Annotated in this window: 23 protein-coding genes; 14 read left to right on the top strand and 9 right to left on the bottom strand. The window is 72.0% G+C overall.

Translation table 11 applies throughout. The annotated features are described in order from the left end of the window. Positions 1-61: 61 nt before the first annotated feature. Together ACFY0F_RS06050 and ACFY0F_RS06045 are read left to right on the top strand one after the other, a co-directional pair. The gene (locus ACFY0F_RS06050) at positions 62-682 is read left to right on the top strand and encodes a hypothetical protein (RefSeq protein ID WP_388789620.1); all 621 of its coding nucleotides are present in this window, start codon (positions 62-64) and stop codon (positions 680-682) included. Between the two features lie 53 nt (positions 683-735). Then, the gene (locus ACFY0F_RS06045) at positions 736-1,788 is read left to right on the top strand and encodes an NAD-dependent epimerase/dehydratase family protein (RefSeq protein ID WP_388789618.1); all 1,053 of its coding nucleotides are present in this window, start codon (positions 736-738) and stop codon (positions 1,786-1,788) included. Between the two features lie 89 nt (positions 1,789-1,877). Here ACFY0F_RS06045 and ACFY0F_RS06040 read toward each other — a convergent pair whose 3' ends face one another. Both ACFY0F_RS06040 and ACFY0F_RS06035 read right to left on the bottom strand, forming a co-directional pair. Further along, entirely contained in the window at positions 1,878-2,990 is a 1,113-nt protein-coding gene (locus ACFY0F_RS06040) for a sensor histidine kinase (RefSeq protein WP_388789615.1), read from the bottom strand. Then, the gene (locus ACFY0F_RS06035) at positions 2,980-3,702 is read right to left on the bottom strand and encodes a response regulator transcription factor (protein ID WP_388789613.1); all 723 of its coding nucleotides are present in this window, start codon (positions 3,700-3,702) and stop codon (positions 2,980-2,982) included. Before ACFY0F_RS06035 ends, ACFY0F_RS06040 begins: the two co-directional genes overlap by 11 nt. A gap of 139 nt (positions 3,703-3,841) precedes the next feature. Here ACFY0F_RS06035 and ACFY0F_RS06030 point away from each other — a divergent pair, with 139 nt between their 5' ends. The 4 genes from ACFY0F_RS06030 to ACFY0F_RS06015 are packed head-to-tail and all read left to right on the top strand — an operon-like array spanning position 3,842 to position 6,200. After that, positions 3,842-4,567: a glycosyltransferase family 2 protein gene (locus ACFY0F_RS06030; protein WP_388789610.1), complete on the top strand. Its 726-nt coding sequence runs from the start codon at positions 3,842-3,844 to the stop codon at positions 4,565-4,567. Next, a complete protein-coding gene (locus tag ACFY0F_RS06025; RefSeq protein ID WP_388789607.1) occupies positions 4,564-5,208 on the top strand; it encodes a DUF2064 domain-containing protein in 645 nt (214 codons plus the stop codon). Before ACFY0F_RS06030 ends, ACFY0F_RS06025 begins: the two co-directional genes overlap by 4 nt. Beyond that, complete coding sequence (locus ACFY0F_RS06020) at positions 5,205-6,059, top strand: methyltransferase domain-containing protein (RefSeq protein WP_388789604.1); 855 nt, start codon at positions 5,205-5,207, stop codon at positions 6,057-6,059. Before ACFY0F_RS06025 ends, ACFY0F_RS06020 begins: the two co-directional genes overlap by 4 nt. Positions 6,060-6,062: 3 nt before the next feature. After that, positions 6,063-6,200 carry a hypothetical protein gene (locus tag ACFY0F_RS06015; protein ID WP_388789601.1) on the top strand — a complete coding sequence of 46 codons (138 nt, stop codon included), beginning with the start codon at positions 6,063-6,065 and terminating at the stop codon, positions 6,198-6,200. Between the two features lie 761 nt (positions 6,201-6,961). Here ACFY0F_RS06015 and ACFY0F_RS06010 read toward each other — a convergent pair. Then, positions 6,962-7,729 (bottom strand): hypothetical protein, encoded by a 768-nt coding sequence (locus ACFY0F_RS06010; protein ID WP_388789599.1) that lies wholly within the window; start codon positions 7,727-7,729, stop codon positions 6,962-6,964. A 174-nt stretch (positions 7,730-7,903) separates the two neighbouring features. Further along, positions 7,904-8,455 (bottom strand): hypothetical protein, encoded by a 552-nt coding sequence (locus ACFY0F_RS06005; RefSeq protein ID WP_388789597.1) that lies wholly within the window; start codon positions 8,453-8,455, stop codon positions 7,904-7,906. 152 nt (positions 8,456-8,607) lie between these two features. On the opposite strand from ACFY0F_RS06005, the gene ACFY0F_RS06000 reads away from it, so the two are divergent. Further along, the gene (locus ACFY0F_RS06000; RefSeq protein WP_388789594.1) at positions 8,608-10,599 is read left to right on the top strand and encodes a WD40 repeat domain-containing protein; all 1,992 of its coding nucleotides are present in this window, start codon (positions 8,608-8,610) and stop codon (positions 10,597-10,599) included. A 367-nt stretch (positions 10,600-10,966) separates the two neighbouring features. Here ACFY0F_RS06000 and ACFY0F_RS05995 read toward each other — a convergent pair whose 3' ends face one another. Both ACFY0F_RS05995 and ACFY0F_RS05990 read right to left on the bottom strand, forming a co-directional pair. After that, the gene (locus ACFY0F_RS05995; RefSeq protein ID WP_388789592.1) at positions 10,967-11,101 is read right to left on the bottom strand and encodes a hypothetical protein; all 135 of its coding nucleotides are present in this window, start codon (positions 11,099-11,101) and stop codon (positions 10,967-10,969) included. A gap of 206 nt (positions 11,102-11,307) precedes the next feature. Next, the gene (locus tag ACFY0F_RS05990) at positions 11,308-12,327 is read right to left on the bottom strand and encodes a DNA-directed RNA polymerase subunit alpha (RefSeq protein ID WP_388789589.1); all 1,020 of its coding nucleotides are present in this window, start codon (positions 12,325-12,327) and stop codon (positions 11,308-11,310) included. A gap of 969 nt (positions 12,328-13,296) precedes the next feature. Between ACFY0F_RS05990 and panD the strand changes: the two genes are divergently transcribed. Beyond that, complete coding sequence (gene panD / locus ACFY0F_RS05985) at positions 13,297-13,716, top strand: aspartate 1-decarboxylase (RefSeq protein WP_388789587.1); 420 nt, start codon at positions 13,297-13,299, stop codon at positions 13,714-13,716. A gap of 23 nt (positions 13,717-13,739) precedes the next feature. After that, on the top strand, positions 13,740-14,084 hold the full coding sequence (locus tag ACFY0F_RS05980; protein WP_388789584.1) for a GNAT family N-acetyltransferase: 345 nt from the start codon (positions 13,740-13,742) through the stop codon (positions 14,082-14,084). Positions 14,085-14,577: 493 nt separating this feature from the next. Here the strand turns inward: ACFY0F_RS05980 and gndA are convergent, their stop codons facing one another. Then, the gene (gene gndA / locus ACFY0F_RS05975) at positions 14,578-16,017 is read right to left on the bottom strand and encodes an NADP-dependent phosphogluconate dehydrogenase (RefSeq protein WP_388789581.1); all 1,440 of its coding nucleotides are present in this window, start codon (positions 16,015-16,017) and stop codon (positions 14,578-14,580) included. A 295-nt stretch (positions 16,018-16,312) separates the two neighbouring features. On the opposite strand from gndA, the gene ACFY0F_RS05970 reads away from it, so the two are divergent. After that, on the top strand, positions 16,313-17,503 hold the full coding sequence (locus tag ACFY0F_RS05970) for a transglycosylase family protein (protein ID WP_388789579.1): 1,191 nt from the start codon (positions 16,313-16,315) through the stop codon (positions 17,501-17,503). On the opposite strand, the gene ACFY0F_RS05965 is transcribed toward ACFY0F_RS05970, so the two are convergent. Further along, positions 17,493-18,779: a DMT family transporter gene (locus tag ACFY0F_RS05965; RefSeq protein ID WP_388789577.1), complete on the bottom strand. Its 1,287-nt coding sequence runs from the start codon at positions 18,777-18,779 to the stop codon at positions 17,493-17,495. The two genes, ACFY0F_RS05970 and ACFY0F_RS05965, sit on opposite strands and share 11 nt — an antisense overlap. Before the next feature lie 230 nt (positions 18,780-19,009). Here ACFY0F_RS05965 and ACFY0F_RS05960 point away from each other — a divergent pair, with 230 nt between their 5' ends. Genes ACFY0F_RS05960 through glgC form a run of 3 tightly spaced genes read left to right on the top strand, consistent with a single transcriptional unit; the run spans position 19,010 to position 22,242 of the window. Further along, on the top strand, positions 19,010-19,780 hold the full coding sequence (locus ACFY0F_RS05960) for a (2Fe-2S)-binding protein (protein WP_388791291.1): 771 nt from the start codon (positions 19,010-19,012) through the stop codon (positions 19,778-19,780). A gap of 38 nt (positions 19,781-19,818) precedes the next feature. After that, positions 19,819-20,970, top strand: coding sequence for a glycogen synthase (gene glgA / locus ACFY0F_RS05955; protein ID WP_388789574.1), 1,152 nt, complete (start codon positions 19,819-19,821; stop codon positions 20,968-20,970). 51 nt (positions 20,971-21,021) lie between these two features. Continuing rightward, positions 21,022-22,242, top strand: a complete 1,221-nt coding sequence (gene glgC / locus ACFY0F_RS05950) for a glucose-1-phosphate adenylyltransferase (RefSeq protein ID WP_388789571.1) — start codon at positions 21,022-21,024, stop codon at positions 22,240-22,242. 35 nt (positions 22,243-22,277) lie between these two features. On the opposite strand, the gene ACFY0F_RS05945 is transcribed toward glgC, so the two are convergent. Next, on the bottom strand, positions 22,278-22,655 hold the full coding sequence (locus ACFY0F_RS05945; protein ID WP_388789568.1) for a hypothetical protein: 378 nt from the start codon (positions 22,653-22,655) through the stop codon (positions 22,278-22,280). A gap of 171 nt (positions 22,656-22,826) precedes the next feature. Here ACFY0F_RS05945 and ACFY0F_RS05940 point away from each other — a divergent pair, with 171 nt between their 5' ends. Beyond that, positions 22,827-25,148: a GH92 family glycosyl hydrolase gene (locus ACFY0F_RS05940; RefSeq protein ID WP_388789565.1), complete on the top strand. Its 2,322-nt coding sequence runs from the start codon at positions 22,827-22,829 to the stop codon at positions 25,146-25,148. The last annotated feature ends 77 nt before the right edge of the window (positions 25,149-25,225 follow it).

Genomic DNA, 25,225 nt, shown 5'->3' with positions numbered 1-25,225 from the left:
GGTGTCTTACGCGCCGGTGGGAGAGCCGGTGCCCGGCCCGGTGGGTTCGTACGGTGGCGCGATGCGAACCCTTCGTACGACACTCCTCGTGACCGCGCCGCCGTTGCTCCTCGCTGTGGCGGGCCTGGTCCACCCGCGCCATCTGACGGGGGCGACGGCCGGCCACTGGGCGGGCCTGCACATTGTCCTGTTGCCTGCCTTTCCCCTCCTGTCCCTCGGTCTGCTGGTGCCGCTGTGGGGCAGGCCCGGGCGTGATGCCGACGGTGTGCTCACGGTGCTGGCGTGGACCGGGTGCCTGGGCTACGCCGCCTACTACTCGGGGCTGGACGCGGTGGCCGGCATCTCCGCCGGGACCGTGGCCGGTCTCGGCGTGCACGGGGTGGTCGGGCACCTGTTCGCGACCGGCGACGAACTGGGCAGGGCCGGGGTGTACGCGTTGACGGTCGCCGCCGTCGCCACCTGCGTGGTGCTCGTGCGGCGCAACGGAGCCCGGGTGCTGCCCGGGGCCGTGGTGGTGCTGGGGGCCTGCTGGTCCTTCCTCGACAGTCACATCTTCTGGCCCCGCGGTGTGTTCACCATGCTCGGATTCGCCGCCGGCTTCGCACTGCTGACCGTGGCGGCGTCCCGCGGCGATCACGTACCGCCGGTACGGCCGACCGGCCGAAGGCTTACGAAGTCCTGACGTCGGCTCACCAAAAGGCCCTCCGGCGCCTGAGCGGCCGTACGGTCGGAGACATGTTGATCCTGGTCACCGGAGGCGCGGGCTTCATCGGCTCGCACATCGTCTCCGCTCTTACCGCCGCCGGGCACGAGGTACGCGTGCTCGACGCGCTGCTGCCCGCGGCCCATCGCACCACCCCGCCGATCCCGGCGGGCGTCGACTGGCGGCACGCCGACGTCCGTGACGCGGAAGCGGTCGCGGACGCACTCAGGGGTGTGGACGCCGTGTGCCACCAGGCCGCGATGGTCGGGCTCGGAAAGGACTTCGCCGACGCCCCCGACTACGTCGGCTGCAACGACCTGGGCACGGCCGTGCTGCTGGCCGGCATGGCGGAAACCGGCGTCCGCAGCCTGGTGTTGGCGAGTTCGATGGTGGTCTACGGCGAGGGCAGGTACGAGTGCTCACGCCACGGCGTCGTCAGGCCGGCGCCGCGCCGGGTGAGCGAGCTGGAGTCGGGGCGCTTCGAACCTCCCTGCCCGAGATGCGGTGAGCCGCTCGCCGCGGGGCTGGTGGACGAGGACGCACCGGCCGACCCCCGCAACGTCTACGCGGCGACCAAACTCGCCCAGGAGCACCTCGCCGCGGCGTGGGCGCGGGCGACCGGTGGGCGGGCGGCGGCACTGCGGTACCACAACGTGTACGGGCCCGGCATGCCGCGCGACACCCCGTACGCGGGCGTCGCCTCGTTGTTCCGGTCCGCACTCGAGCGGGGGGAGGCGCCGCGCGTGTTCGAGGACGGCGGTCAGCGACGGGACTTCGTCCACGTCCGTGACGTCGCCGGGGCCAACCTCGTGGCGCTGGACGGCCTGCCCCGTCTGCCGGAGGGCGGCCTGCGGGCGTACAACGTCGGCAGCGGAGAGCCGCACACGGTGGGGGAGATGGCCGCCGTCCTGGCCGCCGCCCACGGCGGACCGTCCCCGGTCGTCACGGGCGACTACCGGCTCGGCGACGTCCGCCACATCACCGCCTCCTCGCGCAGGCTGCGCGAGGAACACGGCTGGGTGCCGGAGGTCGCCTTCACGGAAGGGGTGACCGAATTCGCCGGGGCACCACTGCGGGCCGGCTGAACCCGTTCCTACGCTGCTCGAGCCCCCCGCGTGGAGCGAGGAGCCGGTGGTCACCTCGCTCTCGCCCACCCGCTCGCATGGGCCGGGACTCAGGCGGCCGCCGGCAGGCGGACCTCGAAGCGGCAGCCGCCGGGGACGTTGCGGACCGCGGCGTGACCGCGATGCGCCTCGACGATGCCGCGCACGATGGCGAGACCGAGGCCCGCTCCGGCGGGCGGGGTTCGGGCGTCCGTGCCCCGCCAGCCGGTGTCGAAGACGCGGGGCAGGTCCTCGGCAGGGATGCCACCGCAGCCGTCGGTCACCGAAAGGACGACGCTGTCGGCCTCCCGGCGTGCGGAGACGGCGACCGTGCCGTCGGTGGGCGTGCGGCGGATGGCATTGACCAGCAGGTTGGCCAGAACGCGGGACATCTCGCGGCCGTCGACCTCCACGGGCACGGGCTCGACCCCGTCCCCGACGAGGCGTACGCCCTGTTCCCTGGCCAGCGCGTACGCTCCGGCGATGGCGTCGCCGACGAGGTCGTACACCGACATCCGGGCGACGTTCAGGGCGAGGACGCCGGCCTGGATGCGGGAGAGCTCGAAGAGGTCGCTGACCATCTCGCCGAGCCGTCTCACCTCGGTCCGGATCCTGGCGTGGTAGACACCGGGATCGGCGACCATGCCGTCTTCCAGGGCCTCCGCCATGGCCTGCAGCCCGGCCAGCGGCGTGCGCAGGTCGTGAGAGATCCACGCGACCAGTTCCCGCCGAGAGTCCTCCAGGGCCCGCTCCCGCTCCCGCGACTGAGCGAGCTTTGCGCTCGTGGCGGCCAACTCGCGGCTGAGTTGGGCGAGTTCGGCCGTGGGGGCGGCGGAGGGCGGGGTGAACGTTCCGTCGTCGCCGAGGGCGCGGGTGGCTTCCGCCAGGGCTCGGCTGCCTTTGACGACGCTACGGCCCAGGACGAGTGCCACCACCAGCGAGACGACGGCCGCGATGGAGCAGACCATCGTCACGACCCACAGGTCGTGGTGGGAGAGCAGCATCGCCCAGGACACGAGCATGGTTCCGGCGAGCATCGCGGCGACCGTGACGGCGGCGACCACGGCCAGCGACAGGGCGACGGACCGGTTGCGCAGCAGTCTGAGCGCTGCGGTGCCGAGCAGTCCGGCGGCGGCGGCGCCGATCGCCGCATACAGCACGATCAGGAAGGTGTCACGCAGCATCGTCGGCTCCCTCCGCAGCAGGTGCGTCGAAGCGGTAGCCCACGCCCCACACGGTGCTGATCAGCCGCGGCCGAGCCGGGTCGTCCTCGATCTTCTCGCGCAGCCGCCGCACATGGACGGTGACGGTGGACAGGTCACCGAACTCCCACCCCCACACGCGGTGCATCAGTTCCTCGCGGCTGGTGGCCCGCCCAGGGTTGCGCAGGAAGAACTCGAGCAAGTCGAACTCCCGGATCGTCAGAGCGAGTTCGACCCCGCGGCGGGTGACGCGGCGGCCCCTGGGGTCCAGGGCGAGCGGTCCCGTCCGCAAGTCCGCCGCGGCCGGCGCGGTCCGTACGGCGGCCGCCACCGCTCCCGCACGGCGCAGCACCGACTCCACCCTCAGGACCAGTTCCCGAGGGCTGAAGGGCTTGGTGACATAGTCGTCCGCCCCGACCTCCAGGCCGAGGATGCGGTCCTCCTCGTCTCCGCGAGCGGTCAGCATGATCACGGGCAGGGGGCCGGTCTCGCGGATGCGGCGGCAGACCTCCAGCCCGTCCATGCCGGGCAGCATCAGGTCCAGCACCACCAGGTCGGGAGGTTGCGCGGTGGCCACGGCCACGGCGGCGGGGCCGTCGGCCGCCACATCGACGGCGAAGCCCGCCCGGCCCAGGTATCCGGCGACGACCTCGGAGACGGTCGGGTCGTCGTCCACGACGAGTACGCGTTTCACATCGACGAGTCTCGCACCGGGGATCGGGTGTCACCGGCATGGGCGGTGGACGTCAGTGATCCGTAAGGACTGCCGACGTCAGCGATTCGTAAGGTCGCCAAGTCCCTTATGTGCCTTTTGGGTTCGTAAGGTGAGTCGGGTGATCGAGACACCCCTCCCTTCTCCCGTCCGGGTCGACGTGGTGCTGCCGTGCCTGGACGAGGCCCAGGCCCTGCCCTGGGTACTGGACCGTATTCCGCAGGGCTGGCGCGCGATCGTGGTCGACAACGGCTCCACCGACGGCTCGGCGGACATCGCCCGTGAGCTGGGCGCCCAAGTGGTGCACGAGCCGCGCCGCGGGTTCGGCGCGGCCTGCCATGCGGGCCTGACCGCCGCCACGGCCGACGTCGTCTGCTTCTGCGACTGCGACGCCTCCCTGGACCCCGCCCTGCTGCCCGGCCTTGCAGCGCCCGTACTCGACGGCTCCGCCGACCTCGTGCTGGGCCGGAGGCGGCCCACCACGCCCACAGCCTGGCCGGCGCACGCCAGGCTGGCCAACCTGGAACTGAGCCGCCTGATCCGCCGGCGAACCGGCCTGCGCCTGCGTGACCTCGGCCCGATGCGCGCCGCCCGCCGTGAGGGACTGCTCGCCCTCGCCCTGACCGACCGGCGTTCCGGCTACCCGCTGCAGATGGTGGTCCGCGCGGCCGACGCCGGCTGGCGCGTGCAGGAAACGGACGTGCCCTACCACCCGCGCACCGGACGCTCGAAGGTCACCGGCACCTGGCGGGGCACCTGGCATGCGGTACGCGACATGCGCGCCGTACTCGATGAGCGGCCCATCCGTACGACCGCGGTCGCGAGCGCCCAGGGAGGCGGACGATGAACGCCCCGGCGTGGACGACGCTGCTGGTGATCGCCAAGGAACCCGTGCCCGGGCGGGTCAAGACCCGGCTCACCCCGCCGTACACGCCCCAGGAGGCGGCCACCCTGGCGGAGGCAGCTCTCACCGACACCCTGCACACCGTGCTGAAGACGCCCGCGCGCCGCCGAGTGCTCGTCCTCGACGGCGCCCACGGCCCCTGGCTGCCGTCCGGCTTCGACGTCGTACCCCAGGCCCACGGCGGCCTGGACGAGCGGATCGCGGCCGCCTTCACCCACTGCGACGACGGTCCGGCGCTCCTGGTGGGTATGGATACCCCGCAGTTGACCCCGGACCTCCTCGCCCAGCCGGCCCGGGACGATGCCGACGCCTGGTTCGGCCCGGCGGCCGACGGCGGCTTCTGGGCGCTGGGCCTCACCGACCCGGCACGGGCCGGGGACCTGGTCCGCGGCGTGCCGATGTCGACGGACCGCACGGGCCTGATCCAGCGGCGCCGCCTCGCCGACGCAGGACTGCTCGTGCACGACCTCCCGGAACTGCGCGACGTGGACACCGAGACCGACGCCGCCACGGTGGCCGCCTGCTGTCCGCCCGGTTCCCGCTTCGCCGCCACCGTGGCCTCGTACACGGAGGCCGCGCGATGAGCGGAACGGCAACCGGTACCGACTCCGCCGTGACCGAGCTCGCGACGCCGGACGCGGCAGTACCTCGGCCGCAATCCCGGGCGGCGCGCACTGCCTGGGTTCCCGCGCCTACGCATCCTTCTGACCGGATCCGTCCCGCGGAGCCGGGCGAGGCGTGGACCGACGACCCCTACGCCGCCGCGGTACGCACCGGCCGTGGCCCGCTGTACCTGCGCCGTCTGCCGGACACCGCGCAGGAGCCGCAGAGGCTGCCACTGGACATCGAGCGCTGGTGTTCCCCTCCGGACGCCGGTGACAAGAGCGTGCTGCGCCGCTGCACGGGCCCGGTCCTGGATGTCGGCTGCGGACCGGGACGCCTGGTGTCCGCTCTTTCCGTGCTCGGGGTACCGGCGTTGGGCGTGGACATCAGTCCGGCTGCCGTCGCCCGTACCCGCCGCCAGGGCGGTGCCGCCGTACGCAGGTCCGCGTACGACCGCTTGCCGGGCGAGGGCCGTTGGAGCACCGCCTTGCTGATGGACGGCAACGTGGGCATCGGCGGTGACCCGGTCGCCCTGCTCGGCCGCATGACCGAGCTGGTCGCCCCCGGCGGCTGCCTGCTGGCCGAAGCGGCGCCGCAGGACGTGGACGACCGGTTCACCGCACGCGTCGAGGACGCCCGGGGCAGATACGGCCGGCCCTTTCCCTGGGCGCGCTTGGGCCCAACGGCGTTGCTGTACGCGGCGGACGCGACCGGCTGGATCCTGACGGGGCGATGGACGGTCGGCGGACGCCCCTTCGTGGAGCTCCGCCGCCCGAAGCCGGAGCGCGACGACACGGGCCACATGGCCGCACGAAGGGGCGGCGACGGATGAGCGATGCCCGAGAGGGAGTACTCGATGCCGGGAGACGGCCGGACCGGCGAGCACGATGGAGAACTCCCCGCGGGCGAGCAGCGTGCCGCCGACCGCCGGCGGCCTTTGCTGGAGATCCTGGTGCGCCGGGCGGCCCAGTAGCCGGTGGCGATCTTCATGGTGTGACGGCGGCGAGGGCGAGCGCCGGGAGCGGGACCGGGGGATGCCGTGAGAGAAGCGCCGACGGCCGCGATGGAGCAGACCATCGTTCTGGACCAGACGACGGGGCGTCTGGAGTCGCTCTGTCGCCGTGCCGGCGAGGCCGAGCTGCTCACACGGATGACCGGGGCCGACGAAGCCACCGGGCTCCCATGATCCTGCGGGCGACGGGGCAGCTGTGGACACGGCCACGGCGGGAGACCGACAGGCTGCTCGAACTCGCCGGGGAAGGACTTTCCCTCCCTTGCGCAAGCGCGGCTGGCGGGCAGCCGTCGCGGTCGGCCTGCGCGCCCACGCCCAGCTCCTCGGCGGGGACCCGGCAGGCTGTCTGGGCACCCTCGTCGAGGAGGGCGGCCCGCGGCTGCAGCGGCTGCTGACGGCCTGGCAGCCCTCTCTTCATCTACCGCAAGCTCGACATCCCCTCCCGGTCGGCACTGCCGCGCGCACTCGGCCGAGTGGTCCACCGGCCGACGGTCCGACCGGTCGCTCTGGTCCCACTCCGTCGTCGGCGGCCCCGCGGTCTCGTTCCGCAGCCGCGAACACCGGTGGTCGGTCCGCCGCGAGACCGCGCGGGCCCTACGCGCCGCGGCCTTGTGGCACAGGTGATCACCATGACACGTGCTGACGAGCCTCCTCGTGCCCGCTCTGGCCCACGGCCCGCTCGCCGCCCGGTCCGACAGCCAGGCCGTTCGCTTCGCTGTCGGTCAGGAACGCAGCTCGGGCAGCAGCGCCTGGGCTGTCTCGGCCATGGCCGGCCAAGCCGCAGTGACCTGTTGACTCGCCAGGGGTTTCAGGCTCTGGACCTGGATCTCGCACTCCAGGTTGCTGTCCCGGACCAGTAGCCGAAGGTCGCTGAGGAACGGTGCGGCCTCCTTGACGTTCTCGTAGCGGAAAGCCGCCTGCCCAAGACCTCGCTCCTGCACCACCGGACCTCGGGCCTCCTGCGGCGCCGAGGACAGCCGGTACTTGTACTGCTTGATCGCTGCGGCGACGTCCTTCCACGCGGTGCAGTAGACGGTCGAACGGCCATCCACCTTCGTGCCGGCCGTTCTGAAGCCCTGCAGGCAGGCGGCGCCGCTGCCGATCGCCGGATCGGAGCCGGTCCGCTCACCCTTCGTCGGACCGGCCGTCGGCGCGACGGCGGCAGTCAGCGGGCCGAAGTCGACCTTCGGGCAGAGGTCCGTCGGCGGACGGTAGTCGCCCGGCCCGTTCGTCGGTCCGGCATCCGCCGCCGGCGTTGCTCCGGCATGGCCCGATGTCTTCCCGTCCCCGCTGCTGCACCCGACCAGTGAGCCAAGGACGAGCAGCGCGCTGGTGCCCCATCTCGCCGCACGCATGCCGCTGCCCGTAAGCCTCACGATGTCCTGGGCCGCTCGCCGCCCTTGGGACAACCCCATGTTCTCTCCCCTCGGCGCTGGCCCGTCTGCGGCCAACGGAATCACCACCATCGCAAAGCGCAGTCCCGGATCCATCGGGGGAACACGGAATGCTCTACGTAGAGAACGGGACAGGACTCGCCGGCTGGTCCCGGCCGACGACGGTCAGCGCCTCCAGCAAGGCGCTGCCGGGGCACGTGCGCGTAGCTGGGCGGACAGGCTGGTGGTCTCGTTGTGCCGGCGCAGGCAGGCGTGCGGGGTCCGGATGGTTCAATACCACCTTGCTTTCCGCGTCGCCCGGTGGCCTTCCGCGTCCGCTGCGCTGACCGCCGGCGCATCCCCGATCGTGCGCCGTACTCCCGCCGCCAGGCCGTTGACGGAGTGAGCGTCAGGCGGCGGACTGCTCACGCAGGTTAGTCTCTGCGCGCGCATCACCGCGTCCTGCATCCGGGGACCCCAGACGTCGGGATCCTCGTAGAACTCCGTGATCCGCACCGCCCCCTGGCCGGGGGCGCTTGCCGAGCAGACGTATTTGGCCGGGGCGCCGCCGGACGGCGGGTGCACGACCAGGCCTTCTTCGAACAGGTGCAGCCGCTGGGCGGCCCGCTTCCGGCTGAAGTCGGGGAAGCGGCGTATGGAGAACCAGTAGTACAGCAGTCCGGGGACCAGGAAGAACGCCATGCGCATGAGGCAGTTGAAGACATGAGCGGCGAACACCACCCGACGCAGCCGCTGCGGCGCGAACACGCCCTGGAGAGGCCCCAGCCGATGACGGGCGGCCAGGTCGGCGACCTCGGGCGACGCGGGGGTGAGTGGAGTCATGAGGACGAGCCTCCGAGCCGCGGCCACACGTGACAACCGTGGGTCTACGTACATTGGTCACGCATCTTCCGCGCCGGTCGCCGGCCGTGGTGGTCGCCGGGATGGGACGTGGGGCCGGGGCGGTGTCGGTGGGGCCGGTTACCGTACCGCTCATGTCTGATGCTCTTCAGGATCACGGCGCACGAGAACTCACCCTGGTGTGGGAAAGGCCGGCGGCTCGGGTGCGGCCTTCGGCGACGTTGCGTGCGTTCAAGGATGGTCTGGGTGTGGCGGTCGCCGTGCCCGTCGGGGACGACTGTGTCCTGCTGGCCGCGTCAGGCGCTGACGAAGAAGACGACGTGGTGCGGCTGTGGGACCCGGTGACTGGTGAGCAGGTGGGCGACCCTCTGCAGGAGAACTCGAAACAGGGTGGGCTTGTCGTGGCGATGGTGGCCCTGCCGTTCGTCGGCGGGCACACCCGGCTCGCCACGGCGCACTACGACGAGGACGACGACCGGCATGTGGTGCACCTGTGGGACACGGTCACGGGCGAGCAGGTCGGTGGGCCGCTGCCCGGCCCGGGAAGCGCAGCGGATCTGGCCGCCGTACCCACGCCGGACGGGGGGAACCTGCTGGCCATCACCCCCTACGACGAGGAAGAGGTGTGGCTGTGGGACGCGGCCACGGCCGAGCGGGCCGTCGGTCCGCTGAGCGCCCCCGCGGATGCGGACGGCCCCGGCGCGATGACGGCGGTGACGCTCGCCGACGGTCGCACGCTGCTGGCCACCGCGCATGGTCACGGGGAAGGCGCCGTGCTGTGCCTGTGGGACCCGGTGTCGGGCGAGTTGGTTCGGACACTGGTGTGCCCGCACGAGGGTGAGGGCCGGCCGAGCGGACTGGCGGCGGTGCGGCTGCCCGACGGAGGCAACGTGCTGGCCCTGTCCGTCAATGACGACGACCACGAGACGGTGCGGCTGTGGGACGTCGCGACCGGTGCTCCGGCGGGCGGGCCGTTCACCGGTCGCGGGCTGCGTCCCGTCCCCATGGCCGACGGGACGACGCTGCTGTCGATCGGGTCGGGACTGTGGGATCCGGCATCCGGGCGCCGCATCGGTGACCTGGGGAGGAACCGTGTCCCCGCCGCAGCGGCAGCGGTCCCGTTGCCGGGTGGACCCACCTTGCTCGCAGGCGAAGTGCCCGGTGGCGCGGTCTGGTTGTGGGATCCCACCGCAGTGGAGACACCGACCGAGCAGGCGGAAGTCGGCTGGGACGGCGTGGTGGCACTTACGACGGTCCCCGACGGGCGAACGCTGCTCGCCACCCGCAGCGACACCACTGTCTGGCTGTGGGACCTGCGCACCGGCGAAGCCGCCGGGCAGCTTCACACCGGCGATTCGGACGCCCTCACGGCGATGGCGGCCGCTCCCCTGCCGGACGGGCGCACCGTTCTCGTCACCAGCCACAGGAGCGGCGCCCTGCGGTCATGGGATGTGGCGACGGGCGGGCCGGTCGGTTCGCTGCCACCAGGCCGCACCAGCGCGATCCGCACCATGGTGCCGATCGCGTCGCCCGACGGGCGGATACTCATGGCCACCGGTAGTCACTCGGGCATCATCCGTCTCCGCGACCCCGAGACCTGCGAAACCGCTAGTGACGTTTTCAACCGGCCCGACCGACCACCGCTGATACTGGCCTGCGTTCCGATGCCGGACGGACGCGTTCTTTTGGCAAGCAGCGAAGCCACCCCGGCCCGGGGCGGCAGCAGGGCGGTCCGGCTGTGGGACCCGGCCACGGGGCTACCGGTCGGCGCCCCCTTCGAACACCACAGGTACGTGACGCACCTCGCGGCGATGACCTTGGCGGACGACCGGACTCTCCTGGCAGTTCGGGACTTCGACGACTCGATCCGCATCTGGGACGCCGTCAGCCGCCGGCTCGTGGGCGAACTCACCGGCGGGCCGATGGCAGTGATCGCCCCGTCCGGCGGCGGGCACGGCCTACTGGCCGTCGCCAGGCGGGGCGCGATCGACCTCTGGGATCCCCTGACCTGCCGGTGGGTGGGCTCCCGTGTTGTGGAGCGACCGATCACGGCCCTGGCCGGTGTCGCGTCGCACCTGGTCGTCGGATGTGCCGACGGTCTTGGCGTCCTCGCCCTCCTCGGCTGAGACGTGCGAAGGCCCGCTGCAGCTGAACAGCTCTGTGTCCCAGGGACCATGCAGCGGGGCTGGCGGTGTGCGGGGAACGGCGAGTGCAGCTACAGCGCCGCGGTACGGGCGAGACTCTTGGACTCCGGGGCCTGCCAGGCTCCCTGCTCGCCTCCCACGCGCATCATGAAGTCCCGGAGGTGGACCATGGGTTCGTCCGTGCCGTGCGGGGTGGGTTCCTTCAGGCTGGAGTACGCCGCCAGGATCTCCAGCAGATCACACTTGGTGGCTTCGGAACGCTGGTACTCGGTGCCGTAGGCCAGGCTGACGCGGGCCGGTCAGCCAGAGCCCAGGGCGTGTACTTCATCGACGGGCTCTTCAGCCAGGGCTATGGCCGCTCCGGGGTGCCGTAGCGTGCCGCCGCTGCGGCGATCAGCGGCAGCAATGAGCCGGGGCGATGCCGCGGGATGCGCTGGCGGTATTCGTCCTCCGTCACCAGCCGGTCGTAGAGGTATACAGCCATCCCGCCATGATCCTCGCCGCGAAGGGATCCTTCGAGGAATTTGTCCTCAGTTGGTGCAGAACGGGGTTGTCCCACGACCCGGGTCACTTTGGCATGGATGATCGCGGGTCAGCCCGCGCGGGCGCGGACCCGGTCGAGGCCGCCCAGCGGGCGGCGTGGAGGCTCTCCTGTCCCCGCGCGCAGTGTCGCTCTGTCCGGCGCAGCGTTCAGTACTGCTCGGTCTCCACAAAACCCGTGTCCACGTCGTCGGAGCCGAAGGCGTCCGCAGCGGAGGTCGGGTTGAATCCGGGCGGGCTGTCCTTGAGACCGAGGCCCATGCCGGCGAGCTTTTCCTTGACCTCGTCGATGGACTTCGCACCGAAGTTGCGGATGTCGAGGAGGTCGGCCTCGGAGCGGGCCACGAGCTCACCCACGGAGTGGACGCCCTCGCGCTTGAGGCAGTTGTACGAACGGACGGTGAGGTCGAGCTCCTCGATCGGCAGCGCCAGATCGGCGGCGAGGGCGGCGTCCACCGGGGACGGGCCCATGTCGATGCCCTCGGCTTCGACATTGAGTTCGCGGGCGAGACCGAACAGCTCGACCAGGGTCTTACCGGCGGAGGCCATGGCGTCACGCGGACGCATGGCCTGCTTGGTCTCGACGTCGACGATCAGCTTGTCGAAGTCGGTGCGCTGCTCGACACGCGTGGCCTCGACCTTGTACGTGACCTTGAGCACCGGCGAGTAGATCGAGTCGACCGGGATACGGCCGATCTCCTGACCCACCTGCTTGTTCTGCACGGTGGAGACGTAGCCGCGGCCACGCTCGACCGTGAGTTCCATCTCCAGCTTGCCCTTGCCGTTGAGCGTGGCGAGGACGAGGTCGGGGTTGTGCACCTCGACACCGGCCGGGGGCGCGATGTCGGCGGCGGTGACCAGACCCGGGCCCTGCTTGCGCAGGTACATCACGACCGGCTCGTCGTGCTCCGAGGAGACGACCAGCTGCTTGATGTTGAGGATCAGGTCGGTGATGTCCTCCTTGACGCCCGGCACGGTGGTGAACTCGTGCAGAACGCCGTCGATGCGGATGCTGGTGACAGCCGCACCGGGGATGGAGGAGAGAAGGGTGCGGCGGAGGGAGTTGCCGAGGGTGTAGCCGAAGCCCGGCTCCAGCGGCTCGATCACGAACCGGGAGCGGAACTCGTCGACGACCTCTTCGGTCAGGGAAGGACGCTGAGCAATGAGCACGGGGTGTTGCCTCCAGTGGTTTGGCGCCCGCTATATGACGCCGTAGACACCACGAAGGGTACGGGGCGATACGGGCTGATCGGCCTACGAAGAGGCCCGACCGTCCGACTCCAACCCAGCGAGGAGATCTCGAGACCCCCTTCCGCCAGCCGGTGCTGGTGACGAGGGGGACGTCGGAGTCGGTGGTGAGGTGGTCCGGGGTCGCGTCGGCCATGGGGAGCAGTTCGGGGGTCCGGCCGGATGCTGTGAGGCTGGTGGCGGCGGCGGTGGCGAACTCCTCGGCGTTGCCGGTTGCCGTCCGGCAGCGGGTGGATCACCCCATTCCGGACGACACCCGCGCGCTCGGCGCCTTCGTGCTCGTATGTCGAGTCTGGCCGCGCTCGTGCTCGGTCGGGCTCGGCGTGACTGCTGCCCCTTGGCAACCGCCATGCGCGTACCGCCCTGGCCGGTGTTCGGCCGGCGTGCTTCCTCAGGAGCGGACGCCGCCCCGGTCCGTAGGCGGTGTGCCGTGGGTTCGCCAGGGACGGCCCAGGAATACCAGCGCGAGTGCGGCGCAGAGCATGGCGCTCAGCATGATGACCGCCATCGGCACGGGGGCTGTCGGTGCCGAACACGCCGACGAGCGGGGAGGCAAGGGCTCCGAGCAGGAACTCCACCCCGCCGAGCAGTGCCTAGGCGGCTCCGGACGGCACCCCGCAACGGGGTGCCGCCCTCCCGCGTGTCCTGAAGGTCCGCGCCGACCTCAGTACGCGCTTGCCCACGCTGATCCACCGTCTGCGCGGGGCAGCATGGAGAGTGATGCGGCTCCCGAACACCCCTGAGCAAGCGTCAGGAAAGTCAGCAAACGGTCAGCGTGAGTCCTCGAACACCCGGCGACAGCTGACCACACCTGGGAAACGTTGTAGCCTCCGAACATCGCCCTTGACCTGCGGAAGCAGGCAGGGAGCAGGACGAATCGGGAGTTTCCTCATGCTTCGTACAATGTTCAAGTCCAAGATCCACCGCGCCACCGTCACCCAGGCCGACCTGCACTACGTGGGATCGGTGACCATCGACGCCGACCTGCTGGACGCCGCCGATCTGCTGCCCGGTGAGCTCGTGCACATCGTCGACATCACCAACGGTGCCCGTCTGGAGACGTACGTCATCGAGGGGGAGCGCGGGTCCGGGGTCGTCGGCATCAACGGGGCCGCCGCGCATCTCGTCCAGCCCGGTGATCTGGTGATCATCATCAGCTACGCTCAGGTGACCGACGCCGAGGCGCGGGCGCTGGAGCCGCGGATCGTGCACGTCGACCGCGACAACCGGATCGTGGCCCTCGGCGCCGATCCGTCCGAGCCGGTGCCGGGGTCGGACCAGCAGCGCAGCCCGCAGGCCGTGCCGGCCTGACCGACGCCATCAGGAGCGTGGCCATGAGCGACATCGAGATCCGCGACGACCGGGCGGCGGGGCGCCTCGAGGCGGTGGCCGGTGGGGAAGTCGTCGGGCACGTCGAGTACTTCGTCCTCGACAGCCCCGCGCGGGCGCTCGTGCCTGTCCATACGATCGTGGAACCGGCCCATGAGGGGAAGGGCATCGCCGGCTCCCTCGCCCGGGAGCTGTACGCGAGCGCCGAGCGCGAGGGTGTCACGGTGGCGCCGCTCTGCCCGTACGTCGTCAAGTGGGCCGAGCGGCACCCCGATGTCGCTCCGACGCCCGACCCGCGACTGCTGGACGCGGCGAAGGCCTGGCTGGTGGCACATCCGGGCCGGTTCTGAGGAGGAGGGGGCCGCGGGAGATCCGCCCGGCCCTGCGCCGTCCCCCCGGCGGGTGAGTGCGGGAGCGGCCGTCGGGTAGGCGGGGGAGTAGTCCAGAGCCCACGTCGAGTGACTGGCCGGAGGACACGATGACGAACCCGTATCCCGACCCGGTCCCGCCCGGACCGACGCCCGGCCCGGACCCGCAGCACCCGGAGCCGACCCCGAACCCGGTACCGCCCCCGGAGCCGCCGCCCGCACCCGGGCCGCCCCCGGCCCCCGGGCCGGACCCGGTTCCGCAGCCGCCGCCCGAGCCGGGCGGTCCGCCGGAGCCGTCGCCGTCGCCGTCGCCGATCCCGCCGGGCCCGGAGCCGGTCCCGAACCCCGAGCCCGGACCGCCGCTGACCTGATCCGGCGCAGCGCGAACGCCGGTGGGCGGCCACCCGGGCCGCCCACCGCTCCGTACGTCCTCCTGCCGGTGGACCTACGCAGACCTATACAGACCTGCACAGACCTACGCGGACACCTCCGAGCGGTCCCCGCCCCACAGCGTGTGGAACGCGCCGTCCTGGTCGACCCGCCGGTAGGTGTGCGCACCGAAGAAGTCGCGCTGCCCCTGGGTGAGCGCGGCCGGCAGACGCTCGGCCCGCAGCGCGTCGTAGTAGGCGAGGGCCGCGGCGAAGCCCGGCGTCGGCACGCCCTGCCGGGTCGCGGCGACGAGCACCTCGCGCCAGTCGTCCTGGGCCGCCGCGATCTCCTGCGCGAACGTCTCGTCCGACAGCAGGCTCGGCAGGTCCGGCCGGGCGTCGTACGCGGCGCGGATGCGGTCCAGGAACGCCGCGCGGATGATGCAGCCGCCCCGCCAGATCGCGGAGACCGCGCCCAGGTCGATGTTCCAGTCGTACTCCCCGCGCGCCGCGTCGATCTCGTGGAAGCCCTGCGTGTACGACACGATCTTCGACGCGTACAGCGCCTGCTCCACGCGGTCCGCGAAGGCCGCCGCCTCGGACTCGGACAGCGGGGTCGCCGTCGGGCCGGCCAGACCCCGCGAGGCCTCCCGGAGGGCGGCGTGACCGGAGAGGGAGCGGGCGAAGACCGCCTCCGCGATGCCGGAGACCGGGACACCGAGGTCGAGCGCGATCTGCACGGTCCAGCGGCCGGTGCCCTTCTGCTCGGCCTGGTCGACCACGACGTCCACGAACGGCTTGCCGGTGGCCGCGTCCACGTGGGACAGCACCTCGGCCGTGATCTCGATCAGGTACGAGTCCAGGCGTCCCGTGTTCCAGGTACGGAAGATCTCCGCGATCTGCGCGGGGGAGTAGCCGGCGACATCGCGCAGCAGCTGGTACGCCTCGCCGATCAGCTGCATGTCGGCGTACTCGATGCCGTTGTGCACCATCTTCACGAAGTGGCCGGCGCCGTCCGGGCCGACGTGCGTGACGCAGGGCGCGCCGTCCGCCGCCTTCGCCGAGATCTTCTCCAGCATCGGGCCCAGCGAGTCGTACGACTCCTTCGGGCCGCCCGGCATGATGCTCGGCCCGTTCAGCGCGCCCTCCTCTCCGCCGGAGACGCCCATGCCGACGAAGTGGATGCCCTGCTCGCGCAGCGCCTTCTCCCGGCGGCGGGTGTCCGCGAAGTGCGCGTTGCCACCGTCGATGATCATGTCACCGGGCTCCAGGAGCGGGGCGAACTCCTCGATCACGGCGTCCGTGGGGCCGCCGGCCTTGACCATGATGACCAGTCGGCGCGGTCGTTCCAGTGCCGCCACGAACTCCTTGGCGGTCTCGGCCGCGATGAAGTCGCCCTCGTGTCCGAACTCCTCCACCAGGGCGTGCGTGCGTGACGCCGTCCGGTTGTGCAGTGCGACCGTGTAGCCGTTGCGCGCGAAGTTCCGGGCGAGGTTGCGGCCCATGACCGCCAGTCCCGTCACGCCGATCTGGGCTGAAGTGCTCATACCGCCTGCTCCCTAACTGCGTCGTGAGTACGGCCCCGCCAGTATTGCCCGGCAGCGCTGCTGCGCCCATCCTGACGTGCCGCTTCGGCGAGCGCACATCCGACCCGCCAGGCTTGATTACGCGCGGAAGGCGCCTTTCGCCTCAGTAAAGATCCGGCCGATCGTACGGAGGCGGCGCAACGAAGGTTTATTCCCGGCCACTTGGGTACGGCAGGCGGCCGATTGCTGTCTTGTCATGGCCTGTTCGCAGCGCTTACTTTTGCCGCTCCTGACGCATGGCTAGGGGGCTTGAGACATGGCCGTACGCGGCCGGCACCGCCGGTATCAGCCGAACAGGATCAACCGCGCATCGCTCACCGTCACGGCGGGCGGCGCAGGCCTCGCGCTCCCCCTCGTCGCCGCCGGCAGCGCCGACGCGGCCGACGCGGCCACCTGGAACAAGGTCGCCGCCTGCGAGTCCAGCGGCAACTGGAGCATCAACACGGGCAACGGCTACTACGGCGGACTGCAGTTCACCCAGTCCACCTGGGAGGCCTACGGAGGCACCGCGTACGCGGCCCGCGCCGACCTCGCCACCCCGCACCAGCAGATGGCCGTCGCCGAGAAGGTGCTCGACGGTCAGGGGCCGGGGGCCTGGCCGGTGTGCTCGGCGCACGCGGGGCTCACCCGGGGTGGCGCCGGTCCGGAGGTCCACACGGCGAGCACGGCCACCCGGCCCGCCAAGAACTCCGCCAAGAGCTCGGCCGAGACGGCGGCCAGGACCTCCGCCCGGGACGTCCAGCCGCACACCACGCCCCAGTCCCGGGCGGGCCGGGCCGAGATGTACACGGTGGTGCACGGCGACACGCTCTCCGGGATCGCCGAGGAACGGCACGTCCAGGGCGGCTGGCACCGGCTCTACGCGGGCAACCGCGCGACGATCGGGGCCGATCCCGACCTGATCGTCCCGGGACAGCGGCTGAACCTGCACGCCACGGTGTCCCCGGCCGCCGACACCCGTACTCCGGCCAAGCCCGCGCAGAAGAAGGCGCCCGCGAAGAAGGCGCCCACGCACCACAGCCACCCCACCTCCACCAGCGGCCACTCGCTCGTCGCTCCCGTCAACGCCGCCACGGGCGAGCCCTATCACGCCACGGGCTCGCACTGGTCGAAGGGCTACCACACCGGCGTCGACTTCCCCGTGCCCACCGGCACCTCCGTCAAGGCGGTCGCGGCCGGTCACGTGGTCGCCGCCGGCTGGGGCGGCTCGTTCGGCTACCAGGTGGTGATCCGGCACGCCGACGGCCGCTACACCCAGTACGCCCACCTGTCGGCGATCTCCGTGAGGGCCGGACAGACGGTCGGCGAAGGGCAGCGCATAGGGCGCTCCGGCGCCACCGGAAACGTCACGGGCCCGCATCTGCACTTCGAGGTGCGGACGGGGCCCGGCTTCGGCTCGGACATCGACCCGGTCGCCTATCTCCGGGCCGGCGGCGTCAGGATCTGACCCGCGAGGGGTGCCCGCCTGCCCGGGCCGGGAGCATGACCAGGCCCGTGCAGGCGTCCCTGACCAGGATTTCGATGTCGTCCGGCACGGTGCCGGCCAGGTCCGCCTCCGTCAGGACGGTGTCCGCGCGGGCCGCTTCCTCCAGGACGGACTCGGCGAGGGCCACGTCCGCACGCACGGCGTCCGCCTCGGCCTGCCGGGCCACGGCCGCCCCGTGCAGGGCCGCCGTGTCCACGACCGCCCCGCCCAGGGCCGCCCCGTGCAGGATCTCCCCGACGAGGGTCTCCTCGCGCAGGGTCGACGCGGCGCGCTGCCGGGGCAACGCGACGGTCCGCTCCCCGACGGACGGCACCTGCTCGGCCGCCCCGAGCGTCGCCCCGACCGGTGTCCCGGTCGACGACTCCCGTCCGGCAGCGGCCTGCGGTGCCGTCTCCGCGGTGGCCGGCGCGTGCTCCAACCGCTCCGTCGTCAGCAGGATCAGACCGCCGGCCGCGACCACGCCGCAGCTCAGCGCGAGGACGGTGCCCGTGATGCCGTACCGGAAGGTCTCGCCGAACATCGTGATGCCGACCACGGCGGCGAGCACCGGGTTGACCACCGTCAGCGTGGCGAGCGGCGCCGCCAGACCGGCGCCCCGGTAGGAGGCCTGCGAGAGCAGCACCCCGGCGACGGCGAAGACGGCGATCGCCCCGAGGGAGGGCAGGTCCGCCGCCGAGACCCCGCCGTCCCAGTCGACCGCGACGGTCTTGGTGAACACGGACGACATGCCGAAGGCTATGCCGGACCCGGTGGCCAGCAGCACCCCGCGCACCGCGGGGCGCCGGTGCGCGGCCCGGCCCGCGATCATCAGCGCGACGACCGCCCCACCGGTGACCAGCGCGACACCGACCCGTTGGGCCGGGTCGAGCGGCCGGCCGTCGGAGGTGCCGACGAGAGAGAGCAGACCGGCCAGGCCCGCCGTGGCCATGACGGCGCCGCGCCAAGCGGTCGCCCCGGCCCTGCGTCCGACGAACAGGGCGGCCATGGGCAGTGCGAACACGATGGTCAGCGCGCCCAGCGGCTGCACCAGGCTGAGCGGGCCGTAGGCCAGCGCCACCACGTGCAGCACCCCGCCGAGACCGTTCAGCGCGAGCGACGCCCACCAGCTCGGCCGGCGCAGCGGCGCGTAATGCCCGTCGGGGGAGGACAGCGCGACCTGCTCCTGCACGATCGCCCCGCCCGCGTACGCGACGGCGGAGACGAACGACAGCAGCACGGACAACGCTAGGGCGTTCATCAGCGGCTCTTCTGCGTGGGGCGGGGGCCCGTGGCCCGGCGCGGCGAACGGTCGGCTTCCATGCACAACACTCTGCCCCTGCCCGGGTGTTCCCGTCGTCGTCCCTGAGCACCTAATGAGTCCTACTGCCGATGGAGTACAAGGGGGCCGCCATCCTCCCCAAGGTGGGCGACGAAGGGCCTAGGACCCCCTCCACCGGGGCCGAACCGGGCCTGGTACCACTCTCCTTCATGGACCTCGACACCGGCCTCGCCGCGCTCCGCCCGCTCGGCGGCTTCTTCGTCCTGCGCACGGCGGTGACCGCGGCGAACGCGGCGAACGCGGTCAACACGGCCCCGCCCGGCCCGCTGCCGACGCTCGCGCAGGCCTACGCGGGCACGCCGGCGGACGCCAGGCGAAACGCCCTCACCGCCCGGGTCGAGACCGTCGCCCGCCGTCTTCGCAGCCACGAGCCGCGGGTCTCCGCGTCGATCGCACACCAGGGGCTCGCGGCACGCCTGTGGTCCGCGGCCCTCGGCTGCGCCGCCCTGTACGGCCGCCTGCCCGACCTGGATCCCGCCCTGCTGCTCTGGGACCGCGACGCCCCCGCCCCCGACGACCTGTGGCTGACCGAGGTACGCCCGTTGCCCGCGGACCCCGGCACGGTCGCGGACACGGTACTGCACGGTCACCTCGTCCCCCTAGGGGCCACCCTGAGGGCCCGCTACGGGGTCGCGACGGGCCTGCTGTGGGGCAACGCGGGCTCCGCGCTGGCCGGTGCGGCCCGTGAACTCGACCGGTGGGCACGGGCGAACGGCCGTGACGACGTGGCCGGCCGGTGCCGTGCCCTCACCTCGGCGCTCTTCGCCCACCCCCTGCTGAGCGCCACCGGCACCCGCACCGGGACCGCCTTCCGGCGCCGCAGCTGCTGCCTCTACTACCGCGTCCCGGGCGGCGGTGTCTGCGGGGACTGTTGTTTCCCACGACCGCCGCGCCCTTCCCCAAGAGCCACATCTTTGTGACCATGGGGGTCCGGCCAGGTGAGACCAGGGAGTTGCCGGTGCGAGTGGGACTGCTGACCCGGGAGTACCCCCCGGACGTGTACGGCGGAGCGGGGGTCCACGTCGAGTTCCTCGCCCGGGAGCTGCGCCCCCTGGTGGACCTCGAGGTGCACTGCTGGGGCGAGGGCCGCGGGGACGGGGTCGTACGCCACCGGCCGTGGTCCGCGCTCGACGGGGCCAACGACGCGCTGCGCACCTTCTCCGTGGACCTCGCCATCGCCGCCGGTCTCGAGGGCCGCGAACTCGTCCACTCCCACACCTGGTACGCCAACCTAGCGGGCCATGTCGCCAAGCTCCTCCACGGCGTCCCGCACGTGGTGACCGCCCACTCGCTGGAGCCGCTGCGCCCCTGGAAGGCCGAGCAACTCGGCGGCGGATACGCCCTTTCCGGGTGGGCGGAGCGCACCGCGCTGGAGGCCGCGGACGCGGTGATCGCCGTGTCGGGCGCCATGCGCGAGGACATCCTCGGCTGCTACCCGGCCCTGGACCCGGACCGGGTGCACGTCGTGCACAACGGCATCGACACCGGCCTCTACCGGCCGGATCCCGGCACCGACGTGCTGCGCCGCGTCGGCCTCGACCCCGACCGGCCCTACGTGCTGTTCGTCGGCCGCATCACCCGCCAGAAGGGCGTGCCCCACCTGCTGCGCGCGGTACGCGACATCGACCCGGCCGCACAGGTCGTGCTGTGCGCCGGCGCCCCGGACACGCCGGAGATCGACCGCGAGTTCCGCGACCTGTTCGAGGAGCTGAGCCGGGTCCGCGCGGGCGTGCACTGGATACCGCAGATGCTGCCGCGCACGGAAGTGATCCAACTCCTCACGCACGCCGCCGTCTTCGTCTGCCCGTCGGTGTACGAACCCCTCGGCATCGTCAACCTGGAGGCCATGGCCTGCGGCACCCCCGTCGTGGCCTCCCGGGTCGGCGGCATCCCCGAGGTGGTGGAGGACGGGGTGACCGGCCTCCTCGTGACGGCCGACGACGACTTCGAGGCGGGCCTCGCCCACGCCCTGGACACCGTCCTCGGCGACCCGGAGGCGGCCCGGCGGATGGGAGCGGCCGGACGGGAGCGCGCGGTCGGTGAGTTCGGCTGGGACGCGGTGGCCCGCCGGACGGCCCGGCTCTACGAGGAGATCGTCAAGCAGGCTTAGCCGTCCCGCCCCGGGGCAGGCATGGTGTCAACCACGGTGAGGAGAGCGACCATGCGTCGTGGCGGACCTTCGGTGCTGGGAATCGTACTGGCGGGCGGAGAGGGCAAACGCCTGATGCCGCTGACCGCCGACCGCGCGAAACCCGCGGTCACCTTCGGCGGCGCCTACCGGCTCGTCGACTTCGTACTGTCCAACCTCGTCAACGGCGACATCCTGCGCATCTGTGTCCTGACCCAGTACAAGTCGCACTCGCTGGACCGGCACATCACCACGACCTGGCGGATGTCCAGCCTGCTCGGCAACTACGTCACCCCGGTCCCGGCGCAGCAGCGGCTCGGCCCGCGCTGGTATCTGGGCAGCGCGGACGCCATCCTGCAGTCGCTCAACCTCGTGCACGACGAACAGCCCGACTACGTGGCGGTCTTCGGCGCCGACCACGTCTACCGCATGGACCCCCGCCAGATGCTCCGGCAGCACATCGAGGGCGGCGCGGGCGTCACGGTGGCCGGGATCCGCGTCCCGCGCTCGGAATCCTCCTCCTTCGGCGTGATCACTCCGGGTTCCGACGGCCGGATCGTGGAACGTTTCCTGGAGAAACCCGCCGACCCTCCGGGCCTCGCGGACGACCCGGAGTGCGTCTTCGCCTCGATGGGCAACTACATCTTCACCACCAAGGCGCTGATCGAGGCCCTCCAGCGGGACGCCGAGGACCCGAACTCGGTGCACGACATGGGCGGCTCGATCCTGCCCCAGCTCACCGAACGGGGCGAGGCCCAGCTGTACGACTTCAGCGAGAACCACGTACCCGGCGAGACCATCCGGGACCAGGGCTACTGGCGGGACGTCGGCACCCTCGACGCGTACTACGACGCCCACATGGACCTGATCGCCGAGCGCCCCGCCTTCAACCTCTACAACCGCGACTGGCCCCTCTACACCCACTCGTACCAGCTCTCGCCCGCCCGCTTCAACGCCGGCGGCATCGCGAGCGAGTCCATCATCAGCGCGGGCTGCCTGATCCGCGGCCAGGTGAGCCGATCCGTGCTGTCACCGGGCGTCCGGGTCGACCCCGGTGCGGTCGTCCAGGGATCCGTACTGCACGACAACGTCCACATAGGCCGGGGCGCGATCGTGCGCGGGGCCGTACTCGACAAGAACGTGGAGGTGCCGCCCGGCGCGACGATCGGCGTCAACCCGGAGCGGGACGCGGAGTTGTACACCGTGTCCAAGGGCGGGGTGATCGCGCTCGGCAAGGGGCAGATCGTGTCCTAGGAACTGCTGCGGCACCGGAACCCGGCCACCGGTCCTCAGCCGGTCAGCGGCGGAAAGTGGGCCATGGTCACCTCGCTGGTGCGGCGCAGGTCGTCGGCCGGGCTGAACTGGAGGTACTCGCTGCCCGGCTCGGTGTGCACGGGCACGTGCCCGGGCGGGGCGTAGAAGGCCTCGCCGCCGCGGTAGACCTCGTCGTGGTCCGCATAGCGGAAGACGAGTTCGCCCTTGAAGACGTAACCCCAGTGCGGGCACTGGCAGCGGTCGTCGGGGAGCCCTTTGAGCAGGGGTGTGTGGTCGACGTCCGCGCGGAACGTCAGGAAGTCCACCGTGTAGGGCTCGAGGTCCTCGGAGTGGTCGACCACGGAGCCGTAGTCGCCGCCCTGGGTGGCCGTGTGCCGGGAAACCTTCGGCATAGTCCCCGCCCCCTTTCGTCGCTAAGGCGGCCGTGCCCCCTCCGCCGAGGGCGCCGCCTCCATTGTTCGCGCGCGACGCGTTTCGCGCGATCCGCGCGGCCTCCCCGGCTTCGCGGCCTTCGACCAGCAGGATGCGGACAACGATGTCCGACTTGCGAAAGGTCGTCCCACATGAGAGGGACCCGGCGCCCGCGGCTGTGCCTGGCCGGGGTCATGGCGGCGTCCGCGCTGCTCACCGCACCCGCCGCACGGGCCGCAGAGCCGTCCGACGGCCACCTCACCGACCTGGTCAACCCCTTCATCGGGACCCAGAACGAGGGCAACACCTTCCCCGGCGCGGCCGTGCCCTTCGGCATGGTGCAGCTCTCGCCCGACACCGGGCACAGCACCGGTTACGACTACTCCCAGGACCGCATCCGCGGCTTCTCGCTGGTCCACCTCTCGGGTGTCGGCTGCCGGATCGGCGGCGACCTGCCCGTACTGCCGACCACGGGTGAGGTCACCCGGACCGACTACGCCCGGTACGCGGCCCGTTTCCGCCACCAGGACGAGTCGGCGAGCCCCGGGTACTACCGGGTCGGCCTCGACTCCGGGATCGAGGCCGAGCTCACGGCCACCGCGCGCACCGGGGTGCAGCGCTACACGTTTCCCGCCACCGACCACGCCAACGTCCTGCTCAACGCGGCGCAGGCGCTGCACAAGCCGGTCACCAGCACGGTGGAGGTCCTCGACGACCGGACCGTGCGCACCGCGATCACCGGCCACGGCTTCTGCCGGGACACCGGCCCGTACACCGTGTACACCGTCACCCGCTTCTCCCGGCCCTTCACCGCGTACGGCACCTGGGACGGTGCCGAGGTCACCGCGGGCTCCCGGACCGGGCGCGGCGGCGCCTACGTACGCTTCGACACCACCCGGGACCGCACCGTCGAGGCGACCACCGCCCTGTCGTACGTCGACGCGCGCGGCGCCGAGGTCAACCTGCGCGCCGAGGGCGGACGTTCCTTCGACACCGTCCGCGAGCGGGCCCGGCGGGCCTGGGAGCGCCGTCTGGACGCCGTCCGGGTCCGGGGCGGTGACGCGACCCCGCGCCGCACCTTCTACTCGTCGCTGTACCGCTCGTTCCTCGCACCCAACGTCGGCAGCGACGCCGACGGCCGCTACACCGGCTGGGACCGGCGGATCCACCGGGCCAGGGGCTTCACGTACTACCAGAACTGGTCGCTGTGGGACACCTACCGCACCCAGTGCCAGCTCCTCGCCCTGCTCGCGCCCCGCGAGGCCCGGGACATGGCGCTCTCGGTGATCAGGGTCGACGAGGACGGCGGCTGGCTGCCCAAATGGGGCTACGGCCCGGTCGAGACCAACATCATGACCGGTGACCCGGTGACCCCGTTCCTGACCACCGCCTACCAGCTGGGCCTGCTCAGGGGGTACGAGGAACGCGCCTACCGGGCGCTGCGCAAGAACGCCGACGGCGTGCCGCCCGCCGACTACCCGGGCGTCGGCCGGGAGGCGAACGCGGAGTACGTCCGGAACGGGTTCGCGCCGTACATCAAGGACCGCCCGCGCACCAAGGCGGGCGACTCCGACTACCACCAGGGCGCCTCCGTCACCCTGGAGTACGCCCTGTCCGACGCGATGCTCGCCCAGATGGCCCGTGGGCTCGGCCACAACGAGGACGCGGCCCGCTACGCCGCCCGGTCCCGCAACTACCGCAACGTCCTCGACCCCTCGACCGGCTTCTTCCGGGCCCGCGACGCCTCCGGTGCCTTCACCGGTCCGGCCGACCCGGCCCGCAGCGTGGGCTTCCACGAGGGCACCGCCTGGCAGTACCAGTGGCTGGTGCCACAGGACCTGCCCGGCATGATCGGCCTGATCGGCGGCGAGCGCGTGGCGAACGAGCGGCTCGACCTGTTCTTCGCCTACGACAGGCTGCTGGGCGATCCGGCCGGCACCGCCCGCCAGGTGTGGGTGCATGGCGATCCGTACGCCTACTACAACGCGGCCGTCTACAACCCGCAGAACGAACCCGATCTCATCGCCCCGTACACGTACCTGTCGACCGGGCAGCCCTGGAAGACCACCGACGTGGTGCACGCCGCGCTGACCCTGTTCACGGACGCGCCGACCGGTATGACCGGCAACGACGACCTCGGCACGATGTCGGCCTGGCACGTGCTGTCCTCGATCGGGATCTTCCCGGTGCAGCCCGGTTACGGCACGTGGGGCCTGTCGACGCCCGTCTTCGACCGGGTCGACCTCCACCTGGACCGCCGGTACTGGCCCGGCGGCACCCTGACGGTCACCGCGCCGGGCACCTCGGCCACCGACCGCTACGTACAGGCGGTCCGCAGGGACGCGGTGACCCACGACCGGACCTACCTGACGACCCGTGAGCTGCGGTCCCTGCGCTCGCTCTCGTTCACGGTCGGCCCGCGCCCGTCGGAGTGGGGCACGTCACCCAAGGCGGCGCCTCCCGCCCTGAAGTGACCTCGCCTGTCACACGTGTCCCGCCCCTTTCGGAGGGGCGGGACTTAATCTGCTGTTAACTGAGCGTAGCCTGATCG

Source organism: Streptomyces sp. NPDC001544 (assembly GCF_042894285.1).
Taxonomy (GTDB): domain Bacteria; phylum Actinomycetota; class Actinomycetes; order Streptomycetales; family Streptomycetaceae; genus Streptomyces.
The sequence above is the reverse complement of the archived record's forward strand: the minus strand, read 5'-3'. Positions and strand labels throughout refer to the sequence as shown.